The following is a 21,372-nucleotide window of genomic DNA, read 5'->3' as shown; positions in this document are numbered from 1 at the left end:
GAGAGTGTAAAATATCTTGTGTAAATAGAAAAAAGGAAGTCCCTTCTGTAGAATAGAGTTACCACACTACATTCACAGAAAAGAGGACTTCCCTATGAACAATTTTACTACAGATATCTTGCAGACTCTAGCTACAAAAGGTGATTTGAATGAATTATTTCGTTCTCACTTGGAGTTAGCTGTAAATACACTCTTAAAGACAGAATTAACTGCTTTTTTAGATTATGAAAAATATGATCGAATCGGATTCCATTCAGGGAATTCTCGCAACGGCACTTATGACCGTACGGTCAAGACAGAGTATGGAGAACTTCAAATACAGATACCTCGCGATCGCAATGGAGTATTTAAACAACAGACTATCCCTCCTTATAGGCGAACCAACGGTACGCTTGAAGAAACAATTATTCATCTTTTTCGAAAAGGAATCACCATGTCCGAAATCGCGGATTTGATCGAGAAAATGTATGGTCATCACTATACACCACAGACATTATCTAATATGACTAAGGTGTTTTCTGAAGAAGTTTTAGCTTTTAAAAAACGTTCACTAAACGAGCGTTACGCTGTTATTTATTTGGACGCAACGTATATTCCTTTAAAGCGTAAAACGGTTGATAAAGAAGCCGTTCATATTGCCGTAGGAATACGCCCAGATGGATCCAAGGAAGTACTCGGTTATGCTATTGCCCCTAATGAATCCACAGTCACTTGGAAGGAATTACTAGAGGATCTATCAGCACGCGGTGTGAAGGATGTTCTTCTGTTCGCGACCGACGGTCTGAAAGGTATCAAAGATACGATCCACCAGGCGTTTCCTCAAGCTGCGTATCAACACTGTTGCGTACATGTTTCTCGCAACCTTGCCAGTAAGGTACGTGTAGTGGATCGTAAAGAAATATGCGAAGATTTTAAGACAATCTACCAAGCAGATTCTCTTGAGAAGGCTATTGAAGCGCGCCGTGCGTTTTCTCAAAAGTGGCGCACTAGTTATTCTAAAATAGTCAAATCTATTTTAGAAAATGATAGTCTGCTTACGTTTTATAACTTCCCAGTTTCGATCCGAAGGAGCTTGTACTCCACCAATTTGATTGAATCCTTTAACAAACAAATCAAAAAGTACAGTCGGCGTAAAGAACAATTTCAAAACGAAGAATCCATGGATCGCTTTTTAGTTTCAAATTTTGATATGTATAATCAAAAATTTTTAACTCGAAGTCACCGTGGGTTCCAACAAGCTGAAGCAGAACTGGAAATGATGTTTGAAGCTTCAATAAAAAGATGAATTTGTTTTACAGAAGGACCTCTTTATTTACACAAACTTCTTGACGCTCCCTAATTAGTCAATACTATCCAACTATCTAGTTAGTACATTGACTTAATATTAACTAACTAGGTATCTTGATGTATTATTGTTTTCTCTTTCGGTAAAAATTTATATAGCTCTAATACTCTCTACAAAACGAAGAATTTAAATCTCATAAATCAACTAAAAACCACTGATGCTGCCGCTCTCAGAAGTAGAAATAGGGTATAGTATTAGGGTAGAAAGTTAAGAAGATGGCTATCTTGGAAGATGTTGGTGCTTATGACTTTAAGTACTAAAATATTAGAAAGGAGAAACCTTTTTGTCCATAGCTGAAGCCAACAGCTCATGATTGCTTTTGGAAGTCTTTTGATTTCCTTAATCGGTCTTGTCGTTGTATTGATAAAGCTGAATAATAACAAAAAAATACTTCTCTAAATTGTAAAAAGAGTAGATGTACTAATGCATTAAACCGTAGTACATCTACTTTATTCTTTTCTAATTATCTGGAACGGTGCTTAGTTCCCAAGTAAGGGTGGTAGAATAGCTTGTCGCTTCAGGATTCGCGCCTGCTGGAACCTCTAGCACAATACTTTCACCTGCATTTTCGTGATCACCAAAACGATAGACCCAAGTACCTGTACCTTCTGTTTCTTTTGCTGTTAAAAGTGTTTGATTGACACCGGGTTTCAGAATCACCTTATCTGGGTTACGTATAGTAGGTGCTTCTCCACCTTGCGCTGTGACGACTTGCTGATTTATCAAACTCAGCTCTGCGCCTCGCAATTCTTGGTTTTCTTTATCCCCTTTAAATTGTCCATTTTGCCGCACAGATAGTTGCCAACCCTTACGATCATTTTCTGAACGACGGTCACTGATTTGAACATAGTTCGGACGTTCTTCGTTTTCAACGACCATACCGTCAGCACCTAATAGTCGTTGCGGTTGAGCATAATAAATTTTCTTTTGCGTAGAAATTAGTTGTTCGCCAAAATTCAATTGAGAAGCAAAATCAATACTAAATAATCCTTGTCCTTCTGGAATCTCTGGTTTATTCTCGGGATCAACTACTTTTTCTGGATTAAGTGGATCAACGGGTAATACGGGGACAACCTTATAAACATAAATGATTTCTATAGAATCTTCAGTGAATACACCTGTAGTATTTTCTGGGATTTCAGTTATTACCCATCCATTTATCTCTTTAGGTTCGGTGGTATAATGTTCATTTAGATAGCCTGTAAGAACTTCTGTCTCAGCAATCTGGTTACCGTCTTCATCGACATGCTTTACGAGAACGTCCCCACCTCGAATCGGATTTACATCGAATTTAACATCGTATTCTAGACTAAAGCTTGAGCCAGAGTCATGGGTCTGTGTCACAATGACTGTCCCTCGCCTATCTGTTCCAACAGTATCCGTAGACTCATATTCTTTAAATGCAAACCTAAATTGAGCTTCTTCTTCTTCTGTAAAATGATTATGGAAAGAGAAAAAATCTTTTGCTAGATTATTCATTTGCTCATTTGTTGAATTCAAAGGAACAACTAGTTTTTGAGTGTCAAGTTGATTTACTCTCATTAAATAAAATCCTGATTCAAGTAACATATAATAAGCTACTTGATCTTCTAATACTTCTACTTCTTTTATTTCATTTCTTAAAGCGAAAAGAGTAGTTTTTTCTCTGCTATCCCTTATAATCTTTATAACATCTCCATATTCAAGCGGTTTTGATCCTAGCATATTTCGGTCAATACGATTATTCCAATCATCAATAACTGCTTTTCTAGTCGGTAATACTGTATGTGTCGCTAGGGAAAATAAGAAGGCACTTTCATCATTTCTAAAGATATCAATTACAGTATATGATAGCATTCTTGAGTCTATTTCTAGTTCTTCTGCATGGTTAGCAACTATCATAGGATTTTGTCTTGGTAGTAAACTCAATCCTAGTTCTGCAGGTTCTATTCGACTAGGAGCCCATGCTAGCGTGTGTCCCCAACGAACTGTATAGGAAACATCTTCTTCGTATACTCGGTCACTTACTTTAATCTTTATCTTAGTATTTTTCTGACCTATACTGCTAGTATCTAATGGTTCTATTAATTCTACTTCATAATCAGTAATTTCTTCATCAGCATCCTCAAATCTAATCGAACGTACGAAGTCTTTTGCATTGATTATATTAGCATTGGTTCCCAAATTTAATTCTTTAGTTTCGGTTTCGATAAGTAAAGGAACAGGCTCAAAAACGGCGCGGACAGTAGCGTCCGAACGTCCCATTGTAAACGTTGTAGTAGTAGCCATTTGATCTTCTACCTGTGCATCGATTCCAGACACAATTTCCCAACGGACAAACTGATATCCATAATTAGGATTTGCTGTAAGTGTAGTTTGTGTATCTTGGGGCATTGAAGAGTCAAGGAGGACGCCACTTCTCACAGAGCCTCCATTGGTAGGGCTAGCCTCCAAAGTTAATAAGTGTCTTTTTAAATTAACACTAGATCCTTCTATGCTCGTATTTATGCTAGTAGAATTACTATTAGGGGTTCCATACAGATAAATAGCGACTGTTGTTTGACTTGACTTTGCCGTAAAAGTATTCGTATACTTCCTTGTTCCAGTACTTAATCTCCAAGACTCACTATTAAGCAAATCAGAACCAGCTATCACTCTGCCACCGTCGTAACTTTTAAGATCTAGAATAACTCCCCCACTACTCATCCAAGCATCAACTGAAAAATCATATGTAGCATTTGGCTTTGTTTCTAATGTTTGACTGAGTATTATTGTTCGGTCGCCACCTGTTCGTCTAACTGCTAACCGCCTCGTGTTTGAGTGTAGATTAAAATCAGGGTCACTTAATCTATTACTAGAACCAGTTATTTGCTGAGAAATAGATAAATTTCTTAAAATATTTTCACTATTCACTGGTGTTTCGGAAGTGGAAATTTCCCACCCAGGTATATAAGTATCTGTGCCCATAGTATACCGGAGAAGAGAATTAGATAAAATATTGGGATTATGACTAGGGTTAGTATTACGACTGAGATCAGTAGATACGTGTTTCGAAGTATCTATATTTTTCTCTAGTTCTGGCTCTAAATCAGTTATACTAGACAGTTCATCGACTTTCTTGATTTCTGTAGACGTTTCATCTATTGTTTTCGCATCTACAATGCTCACTGGCACTAGGAGAGCTTGTATAAACAAAATGGTTATAGTTAAGAATGTCATCACTCTCATAAATTCACCTTTCTTCCTTTGTATGCTTGTATTTCTCACTTAAAAAAGCAATCTTTTCTTATATATAATATTAGCTATAAACAAATACTTTTAAACAATCATTTTTTTCGCTTCTGAGTGACAAAAATATTTACTGTATCTGGAGCTACAGACACAGAAAAAAAGCAGATGAATGACTACAGTTAACAGGATGCTATCTACTTTTCCACATGACACGACGCCTTTTTATGATTATTAACTTGCTATTGTATTGACTATTACTGCTCAACAAAAATACAACGTCGTACATTCACCTAAGGCTATCGAAAGTGCTTATCCAATTCTTCAGTCAACACATGCATCTTATTTAGCGTTCCTATCACTTCCATCTTCGTCAGTATTTAACTAATCATCTAATCCGTTTTGTCACTACTTAACGACATTCCCGCGGAGGTATTCACTCTTTCTTATTTCCCTATATAGAACTATACCGAAGAAAAAAACAAAATCCTGAATCACATTTTTTACTACTAGATTAAGTTTTGATTTTTGCGTCTAACATTACTGAATGGGAGATCCTTAGTGGCAAAGTATTGTGTCTACAAGATAGGCGTGACGATCCTTCACATCATGAATAGAATCGATACGCCTATCTTTTTATGTTTGTTTGTCAAAGTACTGAATTTTTTGAGTAGAACATGTACTTGCTTGTAAGAACTTTATGTACTAGCCAGATAGACCACAGGTATAACTATATTGTATCGACTCATGATTCTCTTTTAAAAAGTCTCTTGATTTCCTTAATCGTCTTTTCGTTGCATTGATAAAGCTTAATAAGGGCAAAAGATAACCGTCCTTAAATTTGGCTAGTTAGCGGTTATTTTTAGTAATCAAACTTTGTCACCATCTTTAATGGTTCTACATTAGAGGTCATGTTCTAGCTTGCCCTCTTTTTCTGCTTAACTTATACAACCTGACTACTTTTAGTCAAATAGGATAACAGAACGACAGTGTATACAAAAGAACAGACCCCAAGTGGCTTCCAAAGCCGTTCAGGGTCTGTTTTCATTCTAAATATTCTCTTGTTTCAAACCATCGATGATGGTGTCTTTTTTGATTTTTTTACTAGAGTAGATCATGGCTAGTCCAATAATGATGAATACGCTGATGACGGCGATCATGATAGCGATCCAAGGCATCTCAAATTGGAATTGGAATCTTGTCTGCCATACTCGGTAGATTGCATAAATCATCAGAAAACTAATTGGCAGTCCATATAAGAGTGCTTTTATTCCGTAGAATATGCTTTCTAATTGAATCATTTTAGTGAAACTCTTTGGTGTCATGCCCATCGATCTCAACATCGCAAACTCTCTTTTTCTAAGTGAAATACTCGTAGAAATCGTATTGAAGATTGTCGCGATACAAATCAACGTAATCAAAATCACAAAAGCATTTGAGAAAACATAACCCAAGAGAATAATTTGTTCTCCTCGCTGTTTTGATCTTTGTCTGTTATAGATAGAGAAACTCGTCTCTCCTGAATCTGCTTGAATATCTTCTAATTTATTTTCAAGCTCTTGTGCCTGATTGCTTTGGTAGTAAATTGCTCGTTCCACGAATTCTCCATCTACTCGCTGATCGGCTATCAATGTATTGAACACTTCTTCGGAAACAAATACGTTCAGTACACCAAGCGGTACATTGTTGGAAACTCCAATCGGCGACGTATCAGCTAAAGCCGCAATTTTTAAAAAAGGTAGCTCAAAGTTACTGTCCGTTTCGAGATCATACATTTCTGGTAAGATTTTATCCCCTAGTTCTGCATTTAATGCATCGGATTCGACGATATTTTCTTGTCCATCTTCAGTTAAATACTGTATTGTTTGCTGAACGATCATTTTTGGATCTTCAGTATCTGTCATCGATTCGTAATCCACATCATTAGTAGCTGCATAGCGCGCCATTGTCTCAGCATCCAGTCCATATATCGTGAGATTATACGGATATTTTCCATCTTCTAACTGTCCATAACCAATAAGTTCCTCAGCGATTTTATCTTCCTCAATCCAGGAAGTTCCTGAAATCCAACTAGCTGCTGCTACTTGATCGATTTCATCTAGTACGGTCAGTTTAGAAAAGAGTTCTGGGCTGATAGGATCTTTTCCTCTTTGCTCCAAGGTAACCGCTACATCATAGTTCACACCTTGCTCCAACAATTGATTCGATTTTGTCAGGCTTGTTGCAAAATAGGAAATCGTCAAAAATAATATGACACTGATACTTAAAGAAAAGACAATCGCCCGGTAACCAGATCGATTTCTTTTGATATTTTTTGAAGCCAGTTCCCCTTCTATTCCAAAAAACTTGCGCACCAGTTTAGGCGTGCGAATTGTTTTGTTGGATAATTTGACCATCTGAGTTTGTCTAATCGCTTCAATGGCTGTAATTTCAGATGCTTTCTTCGCCGGTAAATAGGTCGAAAGCAATAGCGTGCTGACGGAAATAACAATAGCGATCAAGACTGTCCAAAGAGAAAAGACAACCTGTAAGGTTTCAGTCGTATCGATTGCTTGTTTAATCAGTGAATTAAAAATCAAGAAGGTTACACCAATACCTGCAAAGCCCCCAATGATCCCTATCGGAATACTAACGGCTCCAATCAATATACCCTCGAAAATTACGATATTCCGTTTTTGCTGTTTAGTCGCTCCGACACTAGACAACATCCCAAGTTGTCTTGCTCGCTCTGAAACAGAGATTGCAAAGGCATTGTAAATCAACGATATCGAACCAATCACAATGATAACAATGACAATAGCGGATAAAGTGATCAGCATATTACGTGTTCGGTCACTCGAAACGATGCCATAATATCTCAATAAATTGTTATGTGCATCAATTTTTCCGATATCATTTTTTTCTGCAAATGCCGAAATATAATCTGGAGATGATTGATTCAGGTCATTCATGATAACAAAAGCGTTTGTTCTCTGGTCACCCGTTATCATCTGTTCATCTATATATGAAAGAAATACGTATCCCGGATTCCAGCTATTCTCGAAAAAGGGTGTTTCCATTGTACCAACGATGGTATATTCAACTGTTTTTTGGATATCCAAGGACTCTGAAGCACCTTCGTAGTCTATAAAAGTATCTTCTTGCGTCAATGCTCTAGTAGGATCGTCTGAAGGTACGCGCTGACCCAGTTCCATCTCAATCGTGTCACCAATCTCATAGGTAAAAGTTTCTTGATTACTGACTGACTCAGACATCAACAATTCATTCGGATTTGTAGGCAGTCTTCCTTCTTTTAAATGAATCGGAAAGGTTTCAAAGGCTGTCGCATTATAATTTCGAACGAGAAAATAAGGGCGGTCAGGATTTGTACTCCCCTCGAAATACGCATACCCTTCATCTTGACTGATCAGAACATCCCTTTGATTTGGATCTTGTTCGATGACTTCCAGTTGAGCAGCGTTGATGCCAGAATAAGAAAAATGCCATTCGCCTTCATTAGCGATCACTTGACGCTGCAAAAGATTCATAAAAGACAAGCCTAATGTAATCACACCCGTAATCATGGCTACAGAGATCACCACACCGATGACTGTAATCAAAGAACGCTTTTTATTTAACCACAACTGTTTGAATGCTAGTTTTTGAACGATTGTCATGAGCGGATCCTCTCATCTCTGATGATGCGCCCATCTTCTATCGCGATGATTCGATCCGCCATTAACGCAATATCTTCATCATGCGTAATCATCACAAGGGTCTGATTGAATGTTTTATTGAAGTGTTTGAGTAGAGACATAATTTCTTCGCTATTCTTACTGTCCAGATTTCCCGTAGGCTCATCCGCCAACATGATTGCAGGATTGCTGACTAGTGCACGACCAATTGAAACCCGCTGTTGTTGACCACCAGATAATTGATTGGGTAGATGTGTTCGTCTTTGTTCGAGTTTAAGCGACTTGATGATCCGCTCAAATTGTTCTTGATCAATTTGATGCCCATCCAGTAACAAAGGAAGGGAGATATTTTCCTCGACGTTCAACACAGGAATCAAGTTATAGAATTGGTAAATGAGCCCAATCTGCCTTCTTCTAAAAATAGCCAACTGCGTTTCGTCCAAGGTATACATATCTGTATCCTCTACCCAGACCTTTCCGCTCGTTGGCTGATCCACACCACCTAATAAATGCATCAACGTAGATTTACCAGAACCCGAAGCCCCAACGATCGCCACAAATTCTCCTTTATCAATCGTGAATGATACATCGTCCAATGCCTTTACGATCGTTTCCCTACTGCCATATTCTTTAGATAAGTGTTCAACCTTTACGATTTTCATATCTTTGCCCTCCTCTTGTTCTATGACCTTAGTTTAACTGCCCTACATGACTCTCCAGTGACTCTATTATTGCAATTTAGTCACTTTAGCTTTTATGGAATCGTATCGTAAACTCCGTACCCTTCCCAACTTCACTCTTCACATCCAAAGACCCCTGCTGATTTTCAACAATCGTCTGGGCCATCGCTAGACCAATCCCCACACTATTCTCAGAAGCCTCCTTACCTCGATAAAACCGCTTGAAAACATTCGGAAGATCCGCTTTTGAAATGCCTTTCCCCGTATCTTTAATTAGAATCTCAGTATAGAGTGGATTTTCTTCATAGTGAATACTGATGCGGCCCTTCTCAGGCGTATGTTCGATACCATTCTTTAGTAGATTGATGATGGCTTCACTTGTCCACTTCTGGTCACCCTCAAACGTGACTGCCTTTTCCCCCGTGATCACAAGTTCCTGACTTTTTAATTCAATCGGAATCCACATCGGTTCGAGCGCTTGTTGGATCAAGTCTTCTACTACAACCGTCTCCTTTTTAAAGACCGTAGTCCCTGCATCGATTTTCGATAATTTTAATAAACTACTCAGTAACCAGTCCATTCTTTCTAACTGTTTCTCGATGTTCCCTGTAAATTCTATCCGCTTTTCTTCTGCAAGACGGGCTTGACTCAAAAGATTGATCATGACGAGCATCGAAGTGAGTGGGGTTTTCAACTGATGAGAAATATCTGATAAGGCACCTGCTAAATGCTTTTTATCTTGACCCAAATATTCACTTTGCTTAGAGAGCATCAAGGTAACTTTGTAGATATCATTTTTTAAGATGCTCAATTCACCTTCTTGATTATCCCTGATATCCATAGAATATTGCCCATTGCTGATTGCCCTCAAATACCCTGATAACGTTTTGATTTCTTTATAGCGTTGATGATTGAAATAGAGACTGATACCGATCAAACTTCCCATGCTAAGTAAAGCTGCGACTCCGGCAAGTGGGTTGATCAAAGTAATGAGCGTTGTACCAATCAAGGCAATCATTATCGTACTCATTAGCATGCGACTGATTCCTTTGTTTCTAAACATATTAGTCTCCTAACTTATAACCCAGTCCCCTGACCGTTTTGATGATCTTCGGTTTTTGTGGGTCTTCTTCCAACTTATCCCGTATTCTTTTGATATAAACCGTTAAGGTATTATCATTTACAAAATCCCCGGCAACATCCCAGATGCCTTCAAGCAATTGTGCCCGGGACAAGACTTGGCCTTCATTTTGGATAAATGTTAATAATAGCTTGTATTCCAGTGCTGTCAATGCAACTTCTAGATTGTTTTTATAGACTTTAGCTTCTTGACGATTGATTCTGATATGCCCAATCGTATAGCCTTTCAAATCTTCTTGCGGTTTTTGGTAACGTCTTAAGACGGAATGGATCCTTGATATCAATTCTCTTAAACGAAATGGTTTGGTGATGTAGTCATCTGCGCCCATATCCAGTCCCATCACCACATTTACTTCGTCTTCCAGTGCTGTTAGAAAAATAACAGGAGCATCACTTTTTTCTCTGATTCGTTTACACAGTTCATAGCCCGTTCCATCCGGGAGCGTAATATCCAGTAAACACAAGTCAAAGGTCTCTTGCTCAATCGCTTGTTTACCTGAAGAAACACTGGTACAAAGAACCGTTTCAAACCCTTCTGCTTGAAGAGCATATTCCAGACCTGATGCGATTACTTCGTCATCTTCTACGATCATGATCTTAATCATCTTTTTTCTCCTTCTTATCTGCTTAGGTTCATTATACGAATTGTCTTGTAGGAGAACAAGAAACGTTTTCATTCTATCAAATAAAAGAACTCCGCCATAAACGCAGCAATTGAGCTGGTTATTGACGGAGTGAGGATCCATTCTTTATTCAACGATTTTCAGATAAATTTTTGACGTAATTTGATAGACAACACCGTAAATGATGGTAAATGCTAGGATGACTACACCAAAGGTTGTCATCAGAGTAGGATGAGAGACGATAGAGATGAAAGAAAGCATCTGGAAGAGAATCGGATACGCAATCATTGTATGAATGATTGCCACAACAAGCGGCAATAGGAACATCCAAACAACTTGTGAACGGGTCGCTTTTCTCGTCATCTTCTTATCTAGACCAACTTTTTGCATGGCTTGAATTCTAACTCGATCTTCATACCCTTCCGAAACCTGCTTGAAGTATGTGATCAATACTGTTCCAATAATAAACAAGAACCCTAGGTAAATCCCTAAGAACAAGAAACCGCCTGTAATATCATAGTAACCAACTCGGAATTGTTCTCTGTTTTGGTAGAATGGAGAATCAAGACCTTTATTCTGAAATACTTCAGACATTTGTTCAGCGTATGCTATCTCTTCTTCCTGAGAACCATTTGTTGACCAACTTATTTCTTTAGAAACAAATTCTGAAAAATTCTCATTGTAATCATTAACTGTTCTTTGAATAGATAATAAAGTATTCATATCTGGCACAATGACAACCAGCTGTTTCGTGCTCGGACTTGCTGACTTTAGGTAATCTGGCATTTTTTCCAACACTTCTGTTTGGTAACGAACGCCTTCGATTGTGAAAGTATCACCTGAAATCAGATTCGTCTGGTCACCGATAAAAATTTCTCCATAATTAAGTGTTAATGATTCTCCAGTCAATTTATTGTAATCTTGTAGCGGTATAAGTCTAATATTAACACGTTCATTTTCTTCTCCTTCTACTATCTTTCCAGAATAGCGATAAATCATTTCATCATTGATAATTTGGTTGTCATATAATGTCATTCTTGAGTAAGATCGTAAATCACTCATTTCTAAAGAACTCTTCTCCGTCTTTTCTCGGACAGTCTTGAGTATCGGTTCCACCTTTGTCTCTTCAAACGTACTAGTACTTAGATATTCCACATTTGAAATACTTAAGATATTTTCTTCTGGAACAGCAAGAGAGACGATATTTTCAGCGCTGACATATAAAGCAGTTGTAGTCGATATAGTAATGAGTACCATCGCTGACAATAGGCAGATATTTGCCAGCCCAGTTGCGTGTTGTTTCATTCGATACAGCATACCTGAGATTGAAATGAAAGGACCAGGTTTGTAGTAAAATCTCTTTCTTCTCTTTAAGGCTTTCAATACGATAATCGTTCCTGCATTAAACAAGAGATACGTTCCAAGCATCACCAATCCTACAGCGAGCGCAAACAATACAACAGCCTGCGTAGGATTGGTGATGGTCAAGGAAAGATAATATCCCATCCCCATTGAGATGAGTCCTAAAATAAATAAAATGGGAGAGCTTTTCGGTTCTTTTTCTCCAGATTGCCCACCTTTTAACAATTCTATTGGATTCGAAAATTGAATATTGAATACATTGAAGAGATAGACAGTTAAAAAAATCCCTGCAAACAATACTCCTGTAAATAGCATCGGAAGAACATTGAGACTAAACACAAAATCCTGCTTTACAATTAGTACGTAGTCTATACCATAGAAAACTAGTTGTCCAAGTACTGCACCTACAATCAATCCAGCAACTAAGCTCATGACAAAGGTAGTGATTGTTTCAATAGCGATAACTTTAGCAATATGCTTCTTCTCAAGTCCGAGAATATTAAATAATCCAATTTCTTTTTTTCGTCTTTTCATCAGAAAGCTATTCGCATATAAAATGAAAATAAATGAGAAAACAGCCACAACAAGCGCGCCTAATCCAAATAAAGAAATTGCAGAGCCTCCCTGTTCATTAACGAATCCATTTGTGACCAACGAAACAATCATATAAAACATGGACACCGTCAGCGTTGCAGAAATAACGAAGGGAATATAAATCTGTTTATTTGCTTTCATATTTTGAATAGCTAATTTTAAGGCAAGGTTAAATTTCATTTTTCTCACCTCTATTGAATGCAAACAAGAGTGCTTGAGAAATTCTATTCATAAACTCTTCGGCTGTCTGATCTCCACGGTAGATTTCGTGGTACACTTCTCCATCCCGAATGAACAGAACTCGGTTCGAATAGCTCGCTGCACGGGCACTATGAGTCACCATTAAAATAGTCTGCTTCGTTGCGTGAATGTCTGCCAATAACTTCATAAGGACTTCTGACGACTTAGAATCCAGTGCTCCTGTTGGTTCGTCAGCCAAAATAAGTTTTGGTTTTGTAATCAAAGCTCTCGTAACTGCCGCTCTTTGTTTTTGTCCACCTGATACTTCATACGGATAGTTATTGATCAATTGACTGATTCCTAGTCTTTCTACAAGTGGTTTCAATCTACTTTCCATCTCTTTAACAGGTACTTGCTCTAAAACAAGTGGCAGTAAAATATTGTCTTTTAGTGAAAAATTATCTAGTAAATTAAAATCTTGAAAAATAAATCCCAATTGTTCTCTTCTAAATCTTGAAAGTTCCTTTTCTTTGATCGCTGTCAGTGGTGTACCCGCAAGGGTGATTTCTCCTTCAGTTGGTTTGTCGAGTGTCGAAAGTAGATTCAATAACGTTGTTTTCCCCGAACCGGATTCCCCCATTACGGAGACAAACTCTCCCTCATTTACAGAAAAATTCACATTCTTCAAGGCAATCGTTTCTTTACTGCCTAGTCTGCCTGTATATACTTTACGGATATGTTTAACTTCTAAAAATGCCATGTTGATTTGCCCCTCTCTGTTGTTACATCTATCTTATGATTTCTGCGAGGTCGGCGCATTTATCTATTCTTACAATACTGCAAGCAATCTTACAAATGTGTAAGGTTGAAAATAGACTCAATCAAAGAGTCGCGTATCTTTTCTGGAAAAGTCGATACGAGCGGTCGTTCCTTCTCCAAGTTCAGCGTCGATCACTAAAGCAATATTCAGACGCTGCGTGATTTTCCTAGAAATGAATAAGCCGATGCCTGTAGATTTGTCATGTAGTCGTCCATTCAAACCAGTGTAGCCTTTTTCAAAAATTTTAGGTAAGTCTTCTTTACTGATACCACTACCCGTATCTTCAATCACGAGTGTCTGATCAGGCTCAGCGAAGATGCTGATCGTTCCTGTCTGGGTGTACTTCAAGCTATTAGATAAGAGTTGTTCAATCAAGACCTGTACCCATTTTTTGTCTGATTGGATGACCATGTTCGTGGGCTTAAAGTCCAAGCTGATTTTATTGTAGATAAATAAGATGGCATATTTTTTTAAAATCGTTCGAATAACCGTATCCACATCAACCGATTCAATCTCCAATTCTTTTCCTGTTTCTTCAAGTTTCAGATAATTGAGCGCCAAATGGATATAGTCATTGACGTAAATGAGCTCCTGTTCAAGCTTTAACTGGTCAGGTGTTTTTTCTTCCTGGCGCTGTAGGATCAGACTCATAGCTGACAGTGGTGTTTTGATCTGGTGAATCCACAAAGAAAAGTAATCCATCAGTTCAGATTGTTTATCATTATCCGCTTGCTTTTTAGTTAAGAACTGATTTTGTAGTACCAAGTAATTCGATTCATAAATCTGGTGGATCAAGTCATTAGACAAGAAAGCATCTGATTCGTCGTAACTAGTCGACTCGGCTCTTTTCACTTTTGCCAGATACATAAAAAACTGAATAACACTCGCTAAAAGAAAAATCAATAGACTAATCTGAAAAGCGGTTATGAACACTCTCATCTCTTGTCGCGTTAGGAAATAGACCGCTCCGAAGACGAGTGAAAACAGCCCAAATAATACACACTGCGGAAAAAGGTATTTCAGAAAACCGATGGTTACCATTTTTTTACTAGACGCCATATCCGGCTCCTTTCTTTGTCTTGATAAAGTCCGTTTTATCGAGCGTTTTGAATTTTTTTCGAAGTCTTGAGATATTGACAGCAAGGGTATTGTCGTCGATAAATGATTCACTTTCCCAGAGTCTGGTAATAATCGTTTCGCGTGTAACGTATGTGCCTTTATTTCTAAAAAGGAGCTCCAGAATTTGATTTTCATTTTTGGTGAGTTCGATTGTTTGATTGTCTGAGGTAATGGTTGATTCCGCCGGTTTCAAGATGACATCATCTACAGTGAGGTAGTTTTCTCTTTCCGCATAGTCATAGGTTCGACGTAACATCGCCTGTACTTTTGCAATGACGACCGTTAGGCTGAATGGTTTTTGAATAAAGTCATCTGCGCCCATTTGGATCGCCATGACCATATCCATCTCATCTGTTCTAGAGGAGATAAAGATGATCGGTACACCCGATAATTTACGGATTTCTTGTGTCCAGTGGTAACCGTTAAAAGCCGGCAAGTTGATATCCATCAAAACCAGCTGGGGTTGTTCGACTGTATAGCGTTCCAACACATTCTGAAAATCCGTGACATAAAAAGCTTCGTACTGCCACTTTTCTAATTCAGCCTGTAATGTCTGTGCAATCGTCTGATCATCTTCTACAATCATTATTTTAATCATGGTTTATCTCCTTCTGGTAGGCTAGCTCTATCGGTTCTGTTCTGCTTAGGTTTATTATACGAATTGTCTTGTAGGAGAACAAGGCAATCGATAACTGCAATGCTTCACAAAGAAACTTTCGTTACTACTTTATCCTTATGAAAAAAGCCCCACTGATAATCAGTAGAGGCTTTTTCAAATAAATAATCTGAATATAGTATATAAAAACGAACATCAAAACAAGTCGAACAGGTCAACATCAAAGCGTATAGAGTAATGCATCAATCCAACGATAATGAGGACGAAAACAATAATCAGTAGGAAAATAAAGGCGAATCCACCACACCCCAAACCATTCCCTCCGTATAATTCTGTTTCCTCTTTTTCACTGAGTTCGATTTTCCGAAATTTCTCATCTTTATCTTTTCTTTTTTTGTTGAACATCCTATTCGCCCCTTCTGTAAATGATAGCGATTATGGTTCCTATTTTAGTTATTCTATTTTACCATTTAACTAGTCCATCTATCAAAAAGGCACTCATAAATAACAGTATTATTCGATACCTCGCAAGTTCCAGAAGATAGACTTCTTTTAATAATCGTTTGTTCATTGTTTTTTCTGTGTTAATCTATAGTTTATGAAATACAAACACCCTTAAGAGAAAGGATCCTACTTACCACGTTTTTACCAATACTCAAATTTGTACTCTGGCAAAATATAGAAAAACTCAAAAGCAAAAGTGATTTTTTCCATACAGCTGTAGCTTGGCTTTTTGTTGGTGTTCTGGTCATACTAGCAGTTGTTGGTACTGTATCCCTCCGCACAAACCTCTTTTCAAAATTGCTTATTCTTGTCTATTTATTTCCTAACTTTTTATTGATTGGTCCTTCTTGGACGATTGCGCTAATGAAAGAAGCTCCTTCATTTAGCGGTTGGTTTATGCTAAATCGTTTATCTATTTTCTTTTCTTTATTTGTCGTAGTTACTTACTTAAAAAGGCGTACTTAAGAAAATCATCTTTTCCTCGTTAGCTACAGAAATAGCCTTCACCGATTCATTTACCGCTTGATTACACTTAATAGCACTTCTGTTTATCCATATTTTTTCTGGTGTGCTTTTTTCAGTTTTAAATAGTCTTCATCTTCGCGGACGATGATCCATTTTCCTTCAAAGATCGAAGCGGATTTGGCTTTTTCTTCGTCGATGTCTCGTTCGTTGACTTCGCCATCTTTATCGTATTTTTTGCCACCCTTGTAATTGGCATAACGGCGCGAACGTGTATAGCCCATTTGAAGAAATTTTCTGGCCATATCCATGCCCACAAAATCATCGGCGTCTTTATAGTCTAAATACATTTGATAGATTTTATCGGAAGATTCCTGAGCGATATCCGGTGTCTTAAAGCGCCAGTGTGGTAGTATTTCTCCTTTATAAGGTTCTACCATTAGTACACCCTGTTCGCCTCTACCCACTCTATAAAGTTCTGGCTGTTCTCTAAAATTGATATTGTCGAAATCCAAATCGTAGTCAAAAGCCATTCTCTTCACCTCTTTTTATTTTCATTCAGTTATCCAATTCCCGCTGATTACTTCTACCCTACTGTAATTCGCTAGATGAATCAATTTTGTTGCTTCACGTTCATTTTTATAGAAACAGACGTGTCTCACGGATGCGCAAGACACGTCTAATGATTTTCTATTTCAACGATTTACTTAGGTTTATTTCTTTTTTTGTTAATGTAATAAATGACACCAATCACTAGTCCAATCCCTATGATGAATGGCAAGGCGTAAATCAAACCGATGATCAAGTTTTGAGCAGTATAGTAAAAGGCATAGGCAGAATCAACGATAGCGTCTGTTGCTCTTTGTAGGAAAGGTCTGGTTTCTCCTCGCTCACCTGAGATTGTCGTTTTCTTCAACTGATTTGAGGATGGCTTGATACACCCTATACGTTTCTTTTAATTCCGGATCGTAGCCTAACATCTCTGAGACAATCGCTGCCTCCAAGCGTTTCCAAAACATAGAGAAGTATTGATACGTAGTATAAGATAATGCAGATTCTTTTTTTAGGAATTTTCTCCAGAAGCGCTTTAATCGTCTATATTTCTTTTGATCTTCTCCATTAGAGGTTCGAAGTCGATTCATGACTTTTACGCGCGTCTTGTTCATTGACCGATTCACAAGCTGGACGATATGAAATCGATTAATAATAATTTGAGCGTTCGGAAATAACTCTTGTAGGAAGCTAACGTAACTAGCGTTCTTGTCTGTCGTGATGGTTTTGACTTGGTTTCCTTGTTTCTGACTGTATCTAGAACGAAAGTGATATTTGATTGTTCGCGTATCTTTACTTGGTAGAATATCTAAAATCGTACCCGTCACGACATCGATATACTCAAAAGCCATTTGTCCCTCCCCATACTTGAATTCATCAATGGATAAGTTTTCCGGCATTGACTGATAGTAAGGCTGATAATACTTTACCTGTTCATTAATGATTCTTTGAATCGTCGTGGCGGAGACACTCGTCTCTTCAGACAAGCTCTTGATTGAACGAGCGTCAGCTGACTTCGTCAGTATTTCTACTTTAATGAAGTTAGAGATAAAGTACTGTTCTTTTACAATCGGTGTTTCGGCCGTAAACGTTTAACGACAAGCCTTACACTTGAACCGTTGTTTTTTCACTCTAAGATAGGTCGGGAATATGCCAGACATTGGAAAAGTTATTCTAGAAGTCTGAGTACCATTTTTATAGATTGAGAAGTTCTTGTTTAATACCTGACATTTTTACATTCCGAAGGAATATAGGTCAGTGTACAATCTATAAATTTACATTTCTTTTGTTTATATATCCCGTAAGAGACGCAAATATCATTAAAAATGATATTTTAGTCTTGAATATCGAACACTTGTTGCATATCATTTGATGTAGGCAAGTGAGTTCCTCCTATGAATGTTTGGTTTTAGGCGACTACCATTCTACAGGAGAACTCACTTATTTTCTATTTTTTCAGAAAAAAAGACGCTAGTGATTTCTCACCAACGTCATATATTGTAGAACCTTTTATCTTTAATACTGTCTACTTGACACGTGCCAGTTCACTATTCAAATCATCTATTTCTCTGCTTAACTTGATAATTTCTTTTTGTAAAAAATGGTTTGTCCATATATATCCTATAAAAATTAATGTAGGAATACTTAACAGTGCCAATAGTTGAGTCTTTTCAGGAGCAAACCCAGAAAGAAGCCATGCTATGGGACCAAGACAACCTAGTGTTAGGGCAAATTGATTTCCCAAATCTATTTTATCAGCTTTTTTTATAATTTTCTCTATTTCTCTTTTTTCATCATCCGAATACATATCCATTTTTCCTTCCATCTGCTATATCCAACCCTGTGGCTATCATACTGCCTATAGATGTACCACCAATAGTTAAACCAATATTAATCCCAGTACCTACAAGACCAGCACTGGCCTTGCCTATGTGCTTAATAAGTTGAGCTTGAACTAATCTAGTAATTTGTCCTTTTTGACTTTTTATTAACTTTACAGCCGCTCTTCCTGCAAAATATGAAGTTCCTCCCGAATATGCGAGTATGGCCACATTCAAAGCACCAGCTATAAATCCGGTTTTGTTATACCACTCCTTTACCCCTCCATCTAGATACATCATTTCCTCTTCTTCGATTTCTACATATTGCTTTGGCATTACTAATTCCATTCTCTTCATCTCCTTTTATATTTTTAAACTCCAATATTAAACTGGGGGAGCTCTCCCAATTAGTGTATGACTATACAACTTAATCCTCCCACTACTACTCACTGAAATTCAGTTGATTTAAGAGCCAATACAGATATGTCTCTCTTTTGTAATTAATATTTACTGATACAGGCATGGAACTTTTTGCCTGTACTTTTTCACTTTTGTTTTTTAATTCAGTAGTGTCTAGGGAAACTTCGACTGGATAGTAATTAGTTTGTACATTTTGCGAATTAGTTCTGGTGACTGTTCCTAAACCTATTTTTTTTACAGTCCCTTCTAAGGATCCATATTTTGTTTGGTTAATACCATCAATTGAGATTTGCACTTGGTCATTTATACTAATTTTACTGATATCTTGAGGAGAGAGATAGCTCTCAACTATTAGTTTAGAATTCTCACTATCTATAATTTGTCCAATAATACCATATGCTTCTACTCCACTACCAAGCTCTACACTCGTATAGTAATGTATATTACCTGTTCTCTGCGCAGTTACTTCTAAAATCTTAGTATTTAAATTTTCCACCGATTTTTGGCTATTCAAAGTTCCTATTTCATCTTCCACCTTTTTCCTATCAGTACCAAATTCACTTAATAATTGGTAATATGTAGAATCACTATTGGGAGTTGCAGCCAAAATTTTGTTTAAGCTAGTAATTTCTGAATTTAAATCTTCAAGTTCTACATATTTTCTTTCTAGCTCATTTTTTTTTCGCCGTCATTAGAATCTCCACCTAAGATCCCTGTATCATTTGTATTACCCTGTTTATTTTCATTTTCTATTTTCCCAATTTCTTCTTTCAATTTAATTACCTTTAAATTTGTATCTTCTAAACTTTTGTTTGTTTGTTGACGCTCTGTCTTTTCATCTTCGATAAGAGATAAATAATATTCTATTTTTGCAAAGTAAGTTTGCTCATTATCAGAGTTTTTTAAATAATTCACTTTATCCTTTAATGAATTATTAGCGTAAATTTCAAGTCTAAGTTAGCCACCTAGTTTCCAAGTATATATCCGCTTAATTGTCAGTTGTTCAATTAGTTATTGTTATTAGAAGAAGTCAGTCGTCATTTGGAAAGCACTAACGTGCTTAGGCTATTTGGAATAAAGAGCGTAGAGCACGAGCAAAACAGTCATGTGGAGTTTTATAGCCAAGTATTTTTCGAGGATAGTCATTCATCCATTGCTGGATTCTCAAGTATTCTGTCTCACTCAATTGACCGATGGCTTTTCCTTTTGGAATAAATCGGCGAATAAACTTATGTTGGTTCTCGCTCGTTCCTCTCTCCCACGAAGCATAAGGATGACTGAAGTACACATCAAGAGTCTCTTGAAGTGCCTTATGAAGGCCGGCAAACTCAGATCCATTATCAGAGGTAATGGTCTTAAATACTTTAGAGAACGTGTCACCGGCTCGATGTCGTAATTGACTGATTGCCTGATCAACGGACTCTTTATCTTTCCCCTTGAGTTTAAGTATGATCTCAAAACGGGTTTGGCGTTCAACTAACGTCAATAAAACCGAATCGGTTTTCGCTTTGTTTCCGACAACGGTATCGATTTCCCAATGGCCAAAGGTCTGTCGATTATCAACTTCTTCAGGCCTCTGTTCAATGGATTGGCCTAAAATCCGCTTATTTATCCTACTTCTATAAGAAGTGTCCTTTGGTTTACGCGACAGTTTTTCAAGTAGATCCATATTCTTGGTTCTCATGATACCTTTGTCAATCCATCCATAAAGGGTCGTTGTACAAGGAATAATAGACGGATCAAATAAGTCGTGTGTCGTAGCAAACCCAACGACTACATCTGGAGACCACTTTTCCCGTAACAGTTTATCATCTGCCCACTCAATAAATGCATCCGAATCAGCCCATTTTGGCCGACGGCCGCAGTTCAATTGAAGCCTATCATAAGCTGCTTGTCCGGCATTAGGATCGTAGTTAGTCGAATAGTAGTCATATACTTTATCGTTTTGCTTTTGACGTTTAAGTTGAGTAATCGTTCCACGATGAATCTCGCTATTAATCGTTTGTGGGACACGTCCCAGAGCTTTTGCAATCCCGCGATTGGAGTAGTTCTCGGTCTTTAAAATAGCGATTTGAGATCGTTCTGAATAAGATAAGTGTTTTCCCTTACGTGCTGTTGTGTTATTGTTAGAGTGCGTCATGTGAATTCATCCTGTCTATTGAGAGTTAGTGGTATAACTTCAATATAACATGAAATTCGCATGGCGTTTTTTTATGGGTTAGCCTAAGTGGCTAACTTCATTATAAAATCCAGC

At 37.5% G+C, this 21,372-nt stretch carries 21 protein-coding genes; 2 read left to right on the top strand and 19 right to left on the bottom strand.

Annotated features, from left to right (window positions below):
* The first annotated feature begins 94 nt into the window (after window positions 1–94).
* Both J5J05_RS05325 and J5J05_RS12945 read left to right on the top strand, forming a co-directional pair.
* Window positions 95–1,285 carry an IS256 family transposase gene (locus J5J05_RS05325; protein ID WP_208559633.1) on the top strand — a complete coding sequence of 397 codons (1,191 nt, stop codon included), beginning with the start codon at window positions 95–97 and terminating at the stop codon, window positions 1,283–1,285.
* Between the two features lie 369 nt (window positions 1,286–1,654).
* Window positions 1,655–1,744, top strand: a complete 90-nt coding sequence (locus J5J05_RS12945; RefSeq protein ID WP_341868506.1) for a putative holin-like toxin — start codon at window positions 1,655–1,657, stop codon at window positions 1,742–1,744.
* Window positions 1,745–1,804: 60 nt separating this feature from the next.
* Here the strand turns inward: J5J05_RS12945 and J5J05_RS05320 are convergent, their stop codons facing one another.
* The 19 genes from J5J05_RS05320 to J5J05_RS05230 all read right to left on the bottom strand — a co-directional run bounded on the left by J5J05_RS05320 (window position 1,805) and on the right by J5J05_RS05230 (window position 21,258).
* On the bottom strand, window positions 1,805–4,552 hold the full coding sequence (locus J5J05_RS05320; protein ID WP_208559632.1) for a WxL domain-containing protein: 2,748 nt from the start codon (window positions 4,550–4,552) through the stop codon (window positions 1,805–1,807).
* Between the two features lie 1,049 nt (window positions 4,553–5,601).
* A complete protein-coding gene (locus J5J05_RS05315) occupies window positions 5,602–8,208 on the bottom strand; it encodes an ABC transporter permease (RefSeq protein ID WP_208559631.1) in 2,607 nt (868 codons plus the stop codon).
* A complete protein-coding gene (locus J5J05_RS05310; RefSeq protein ID WP_208559630.1) occupies window positions 8,205–8,888 on the bottom strand; it encodes an ABC transporter ATP-binding protein in 684 nt (227 codons plus the stop codon). Before J5J05_RS05310 ends, J5J05_RS05315 begins: the two co-directional genes overlap by 4 nt.
* An 85-nt stretch (window positions 8,889–8,973) precedes the next feature.
* Window positions 8,974–9,969, bottom strand: a complete 996-nt coding sequence (locus J5J05_RS05305) for a sensor histidine kinase (RefSeq protein ID WP_208559629.1) — start codon at window positions 9,967–9,969, stop codon at window positions 8,974–8,976.
* Window position 9,970: 1 nt separating this feature from the next.
* Entirely contained in the window at window positions 9,971–10,651 is a 681-nt protein-coding gene (locus J5J05_RS05300) for a response regulator transcription factor (RefSeq protein ID WP_208559628.1), read from the bottom strand.
* A 144-nt stretch (window positions 10,652–10,795) separates the two neighbouring features.
* Window positions 10,796–12,805 (bottom strand): FtsX-like permease family protein, encoded by a 2,010-nt coding sequence (locus J5J05_RS05295; RefSeq protein ID WP_208559627.1) that lies wholly within the window; start codon window positions 12,803–12,805, stop codon window positions 10,796–10,798.
* Window positions 12,795–13,565, bottom strand: a complete 771-nt coding sequence (locus J5J05_RS05290; protein ID WP_208559626.1) for an ABC transporter ATP-binding protein — start codon at window positions 13,563–13,565, stop codon at window positions 12,795–12,797. The genes J5J05_RS05295 and J5J05_RS05290 overlap by 11 nt, the downstream gene beginning before the upstream one ends.
* 117 nt (window positions 13,566–13,682) lie before the next feature.
* Window positions 13,683–14,684: a sensor histidine kinase gene (locus tag J5J05_RS05285; protein ID WP_208559625.1), complete on the bottom strand. Its 1,002-nt coding sequence runs from the start codon at window positions 14,682–14,684 to the stop codon at window positions 13,683–13,685.
* A complete protein-coding gene (locus tag J5J05_RS05280) occupies window positions 14,674–15,342 on the bottom strand; it encodes a response regulator transcription factor (RefSeq protein ID WP_244244627.1) in 669 nt (222 codons plus the stop codon). The genes J5J05_RS05285 and J5J05_RS05280 overlap by 11 nt, the downstream gene beginning before the upstream one ends.
* Before the next feature lie 213 nt (window positions 15,343–15,555).
* Window positions 15,556–15,765, bottom strand: coding sequence for a hypothetical protein (locus tag J5J05_RS05275; RefSeq protein ID WP_208559624.1), 210 nt, complete (start codon window positions 15,763–15,765; stop codon window positions 15,556–15,558).
* Window positions 15,766–16,412: 647 nt separating this feature from the next.
* Window positions 16,413–16,859, bottom strand: a complete 447-nt coding sequence (locus tag J5J05_RS05270; RefSeq protein WP_208559623.1) for a DUF4385 domain-containing protein — start codon at window positions 16,857–16,859, stop codon at window positions 16,413–16,415.
* Between the two features lie 170 nt (window positions 16,860–17,029).
* On the bottom strand, window positions 17,030–17,242 hold the full coding sequence (locus J5J05_RS05265; protein WP_208559622.1) for a DUF4349 domain-containing protein: 213 nt from the start codon (window positions 17,240–17,242) through the stop codon (window positions 17,030–17,032).
* Window positions 17,217–17,864, bottom strand: a complete 648-nt coding sequence (locus J5J05_RS05260) for a transposase (protein WP_208559621.1) — start codon at window positions 17,862–17,864, stop codon at window positions 17,217–17,219. The genes J5J05_RS05265 and J5J05_RS05260 overlap by 26 nt, the downstream gene beginning before the upstream one ends.
* A gap of 105 nt (window positions 17,865–17,969) precedes the next feature.
* The gene (locus J5J05_RS13015; protein ID WP_425270346.1) at window positions 17,970–18,038 is read right to left on the bottom strand and encodes a transposase family protein; all 69 of its coding nucleotides are present in this window, start codon (window positions 18,036–18,038) and stop codon (window positions 17,970–17,972) included.
* Between the two features lie 365 nt (window positions 18,039–18,403).
* Window positions 18,404–18,703 carry a hypothetical protein gene (locus J5J05_RS05250; protein WP_208559620.1) on the bottom strand — a complete coding sequence of 100 codons (300 nt, stop codon included), beginning with the start codon at window positions 18,701–18,703 and terminating at the stop codon, window positions 18,404–18,406.
* Window positions 18,672–19,046: an argininosuccinate lyase gene (locus J5J05_RS05245; RefSeq protein WP_208559619.1), complete on the bottom strand. Its 375-nt coding sequence runs from the start codon at window positions 19,044–19,046 to the stop codon at window positions 18,672–18,674. Before J5J05_RS05245 ends, J5J05_RS05250 begins: the two co-directional genes overlap by 32 nt.
* 94 nt (window positions 19,047–19,140) lie before the next feature.
* On the bottom strand, window positions 19,141–19,653 hold the full coding sequence (locus J5J05_RS05240) for a beta-barrel domain-containing protein (protein WP_208559618.1): 513 nt from the start codon (window positions 19,651–19,653) through the stop codon (window positions 19,141–19,143).
* 131 nt (window positions 19,654–19,784) lie between these two features.
* A complete protein-coding gene (locus J5J05_RS05235) occupies window positions 19,785–20,033 on the bottom strand; it encodes a hypothetical protein (RefSeq protein WP_208559617.1) in 249 nt (82 codons plus the stop codon).
* Between the two features lie 145 nt (window positions 20,034–20,178).
* Window positions 20,179–21,258, bottom strand: a complete 1,080-nt coding sequence (locus tag J5J05_RS05230; RefSeq protein ID WP_208559376.1) for an IS30 family transposase — start codon at window positions 21,256–21,258, stop codon at window positions 20,179–20,181.
* Window positions 21,259–21,372 lie beyond the last annotated feature (114 nt).

The sequence above is a fragment of the Marinilactibacillus kalidii genome, assembly GCF_017599325.1.
Classification (GTDB): Bacteria; Bacillota; Bacilli; order Lactobacillales; family Carnobacteriaceae_A; genus Marinilactibacillus; species Marinilactibacillus kalidii.
Note: the sequence above shows the minus strand (reverse complement) of the source record. Positions and strands in the feature narration are given on the sequence as shown.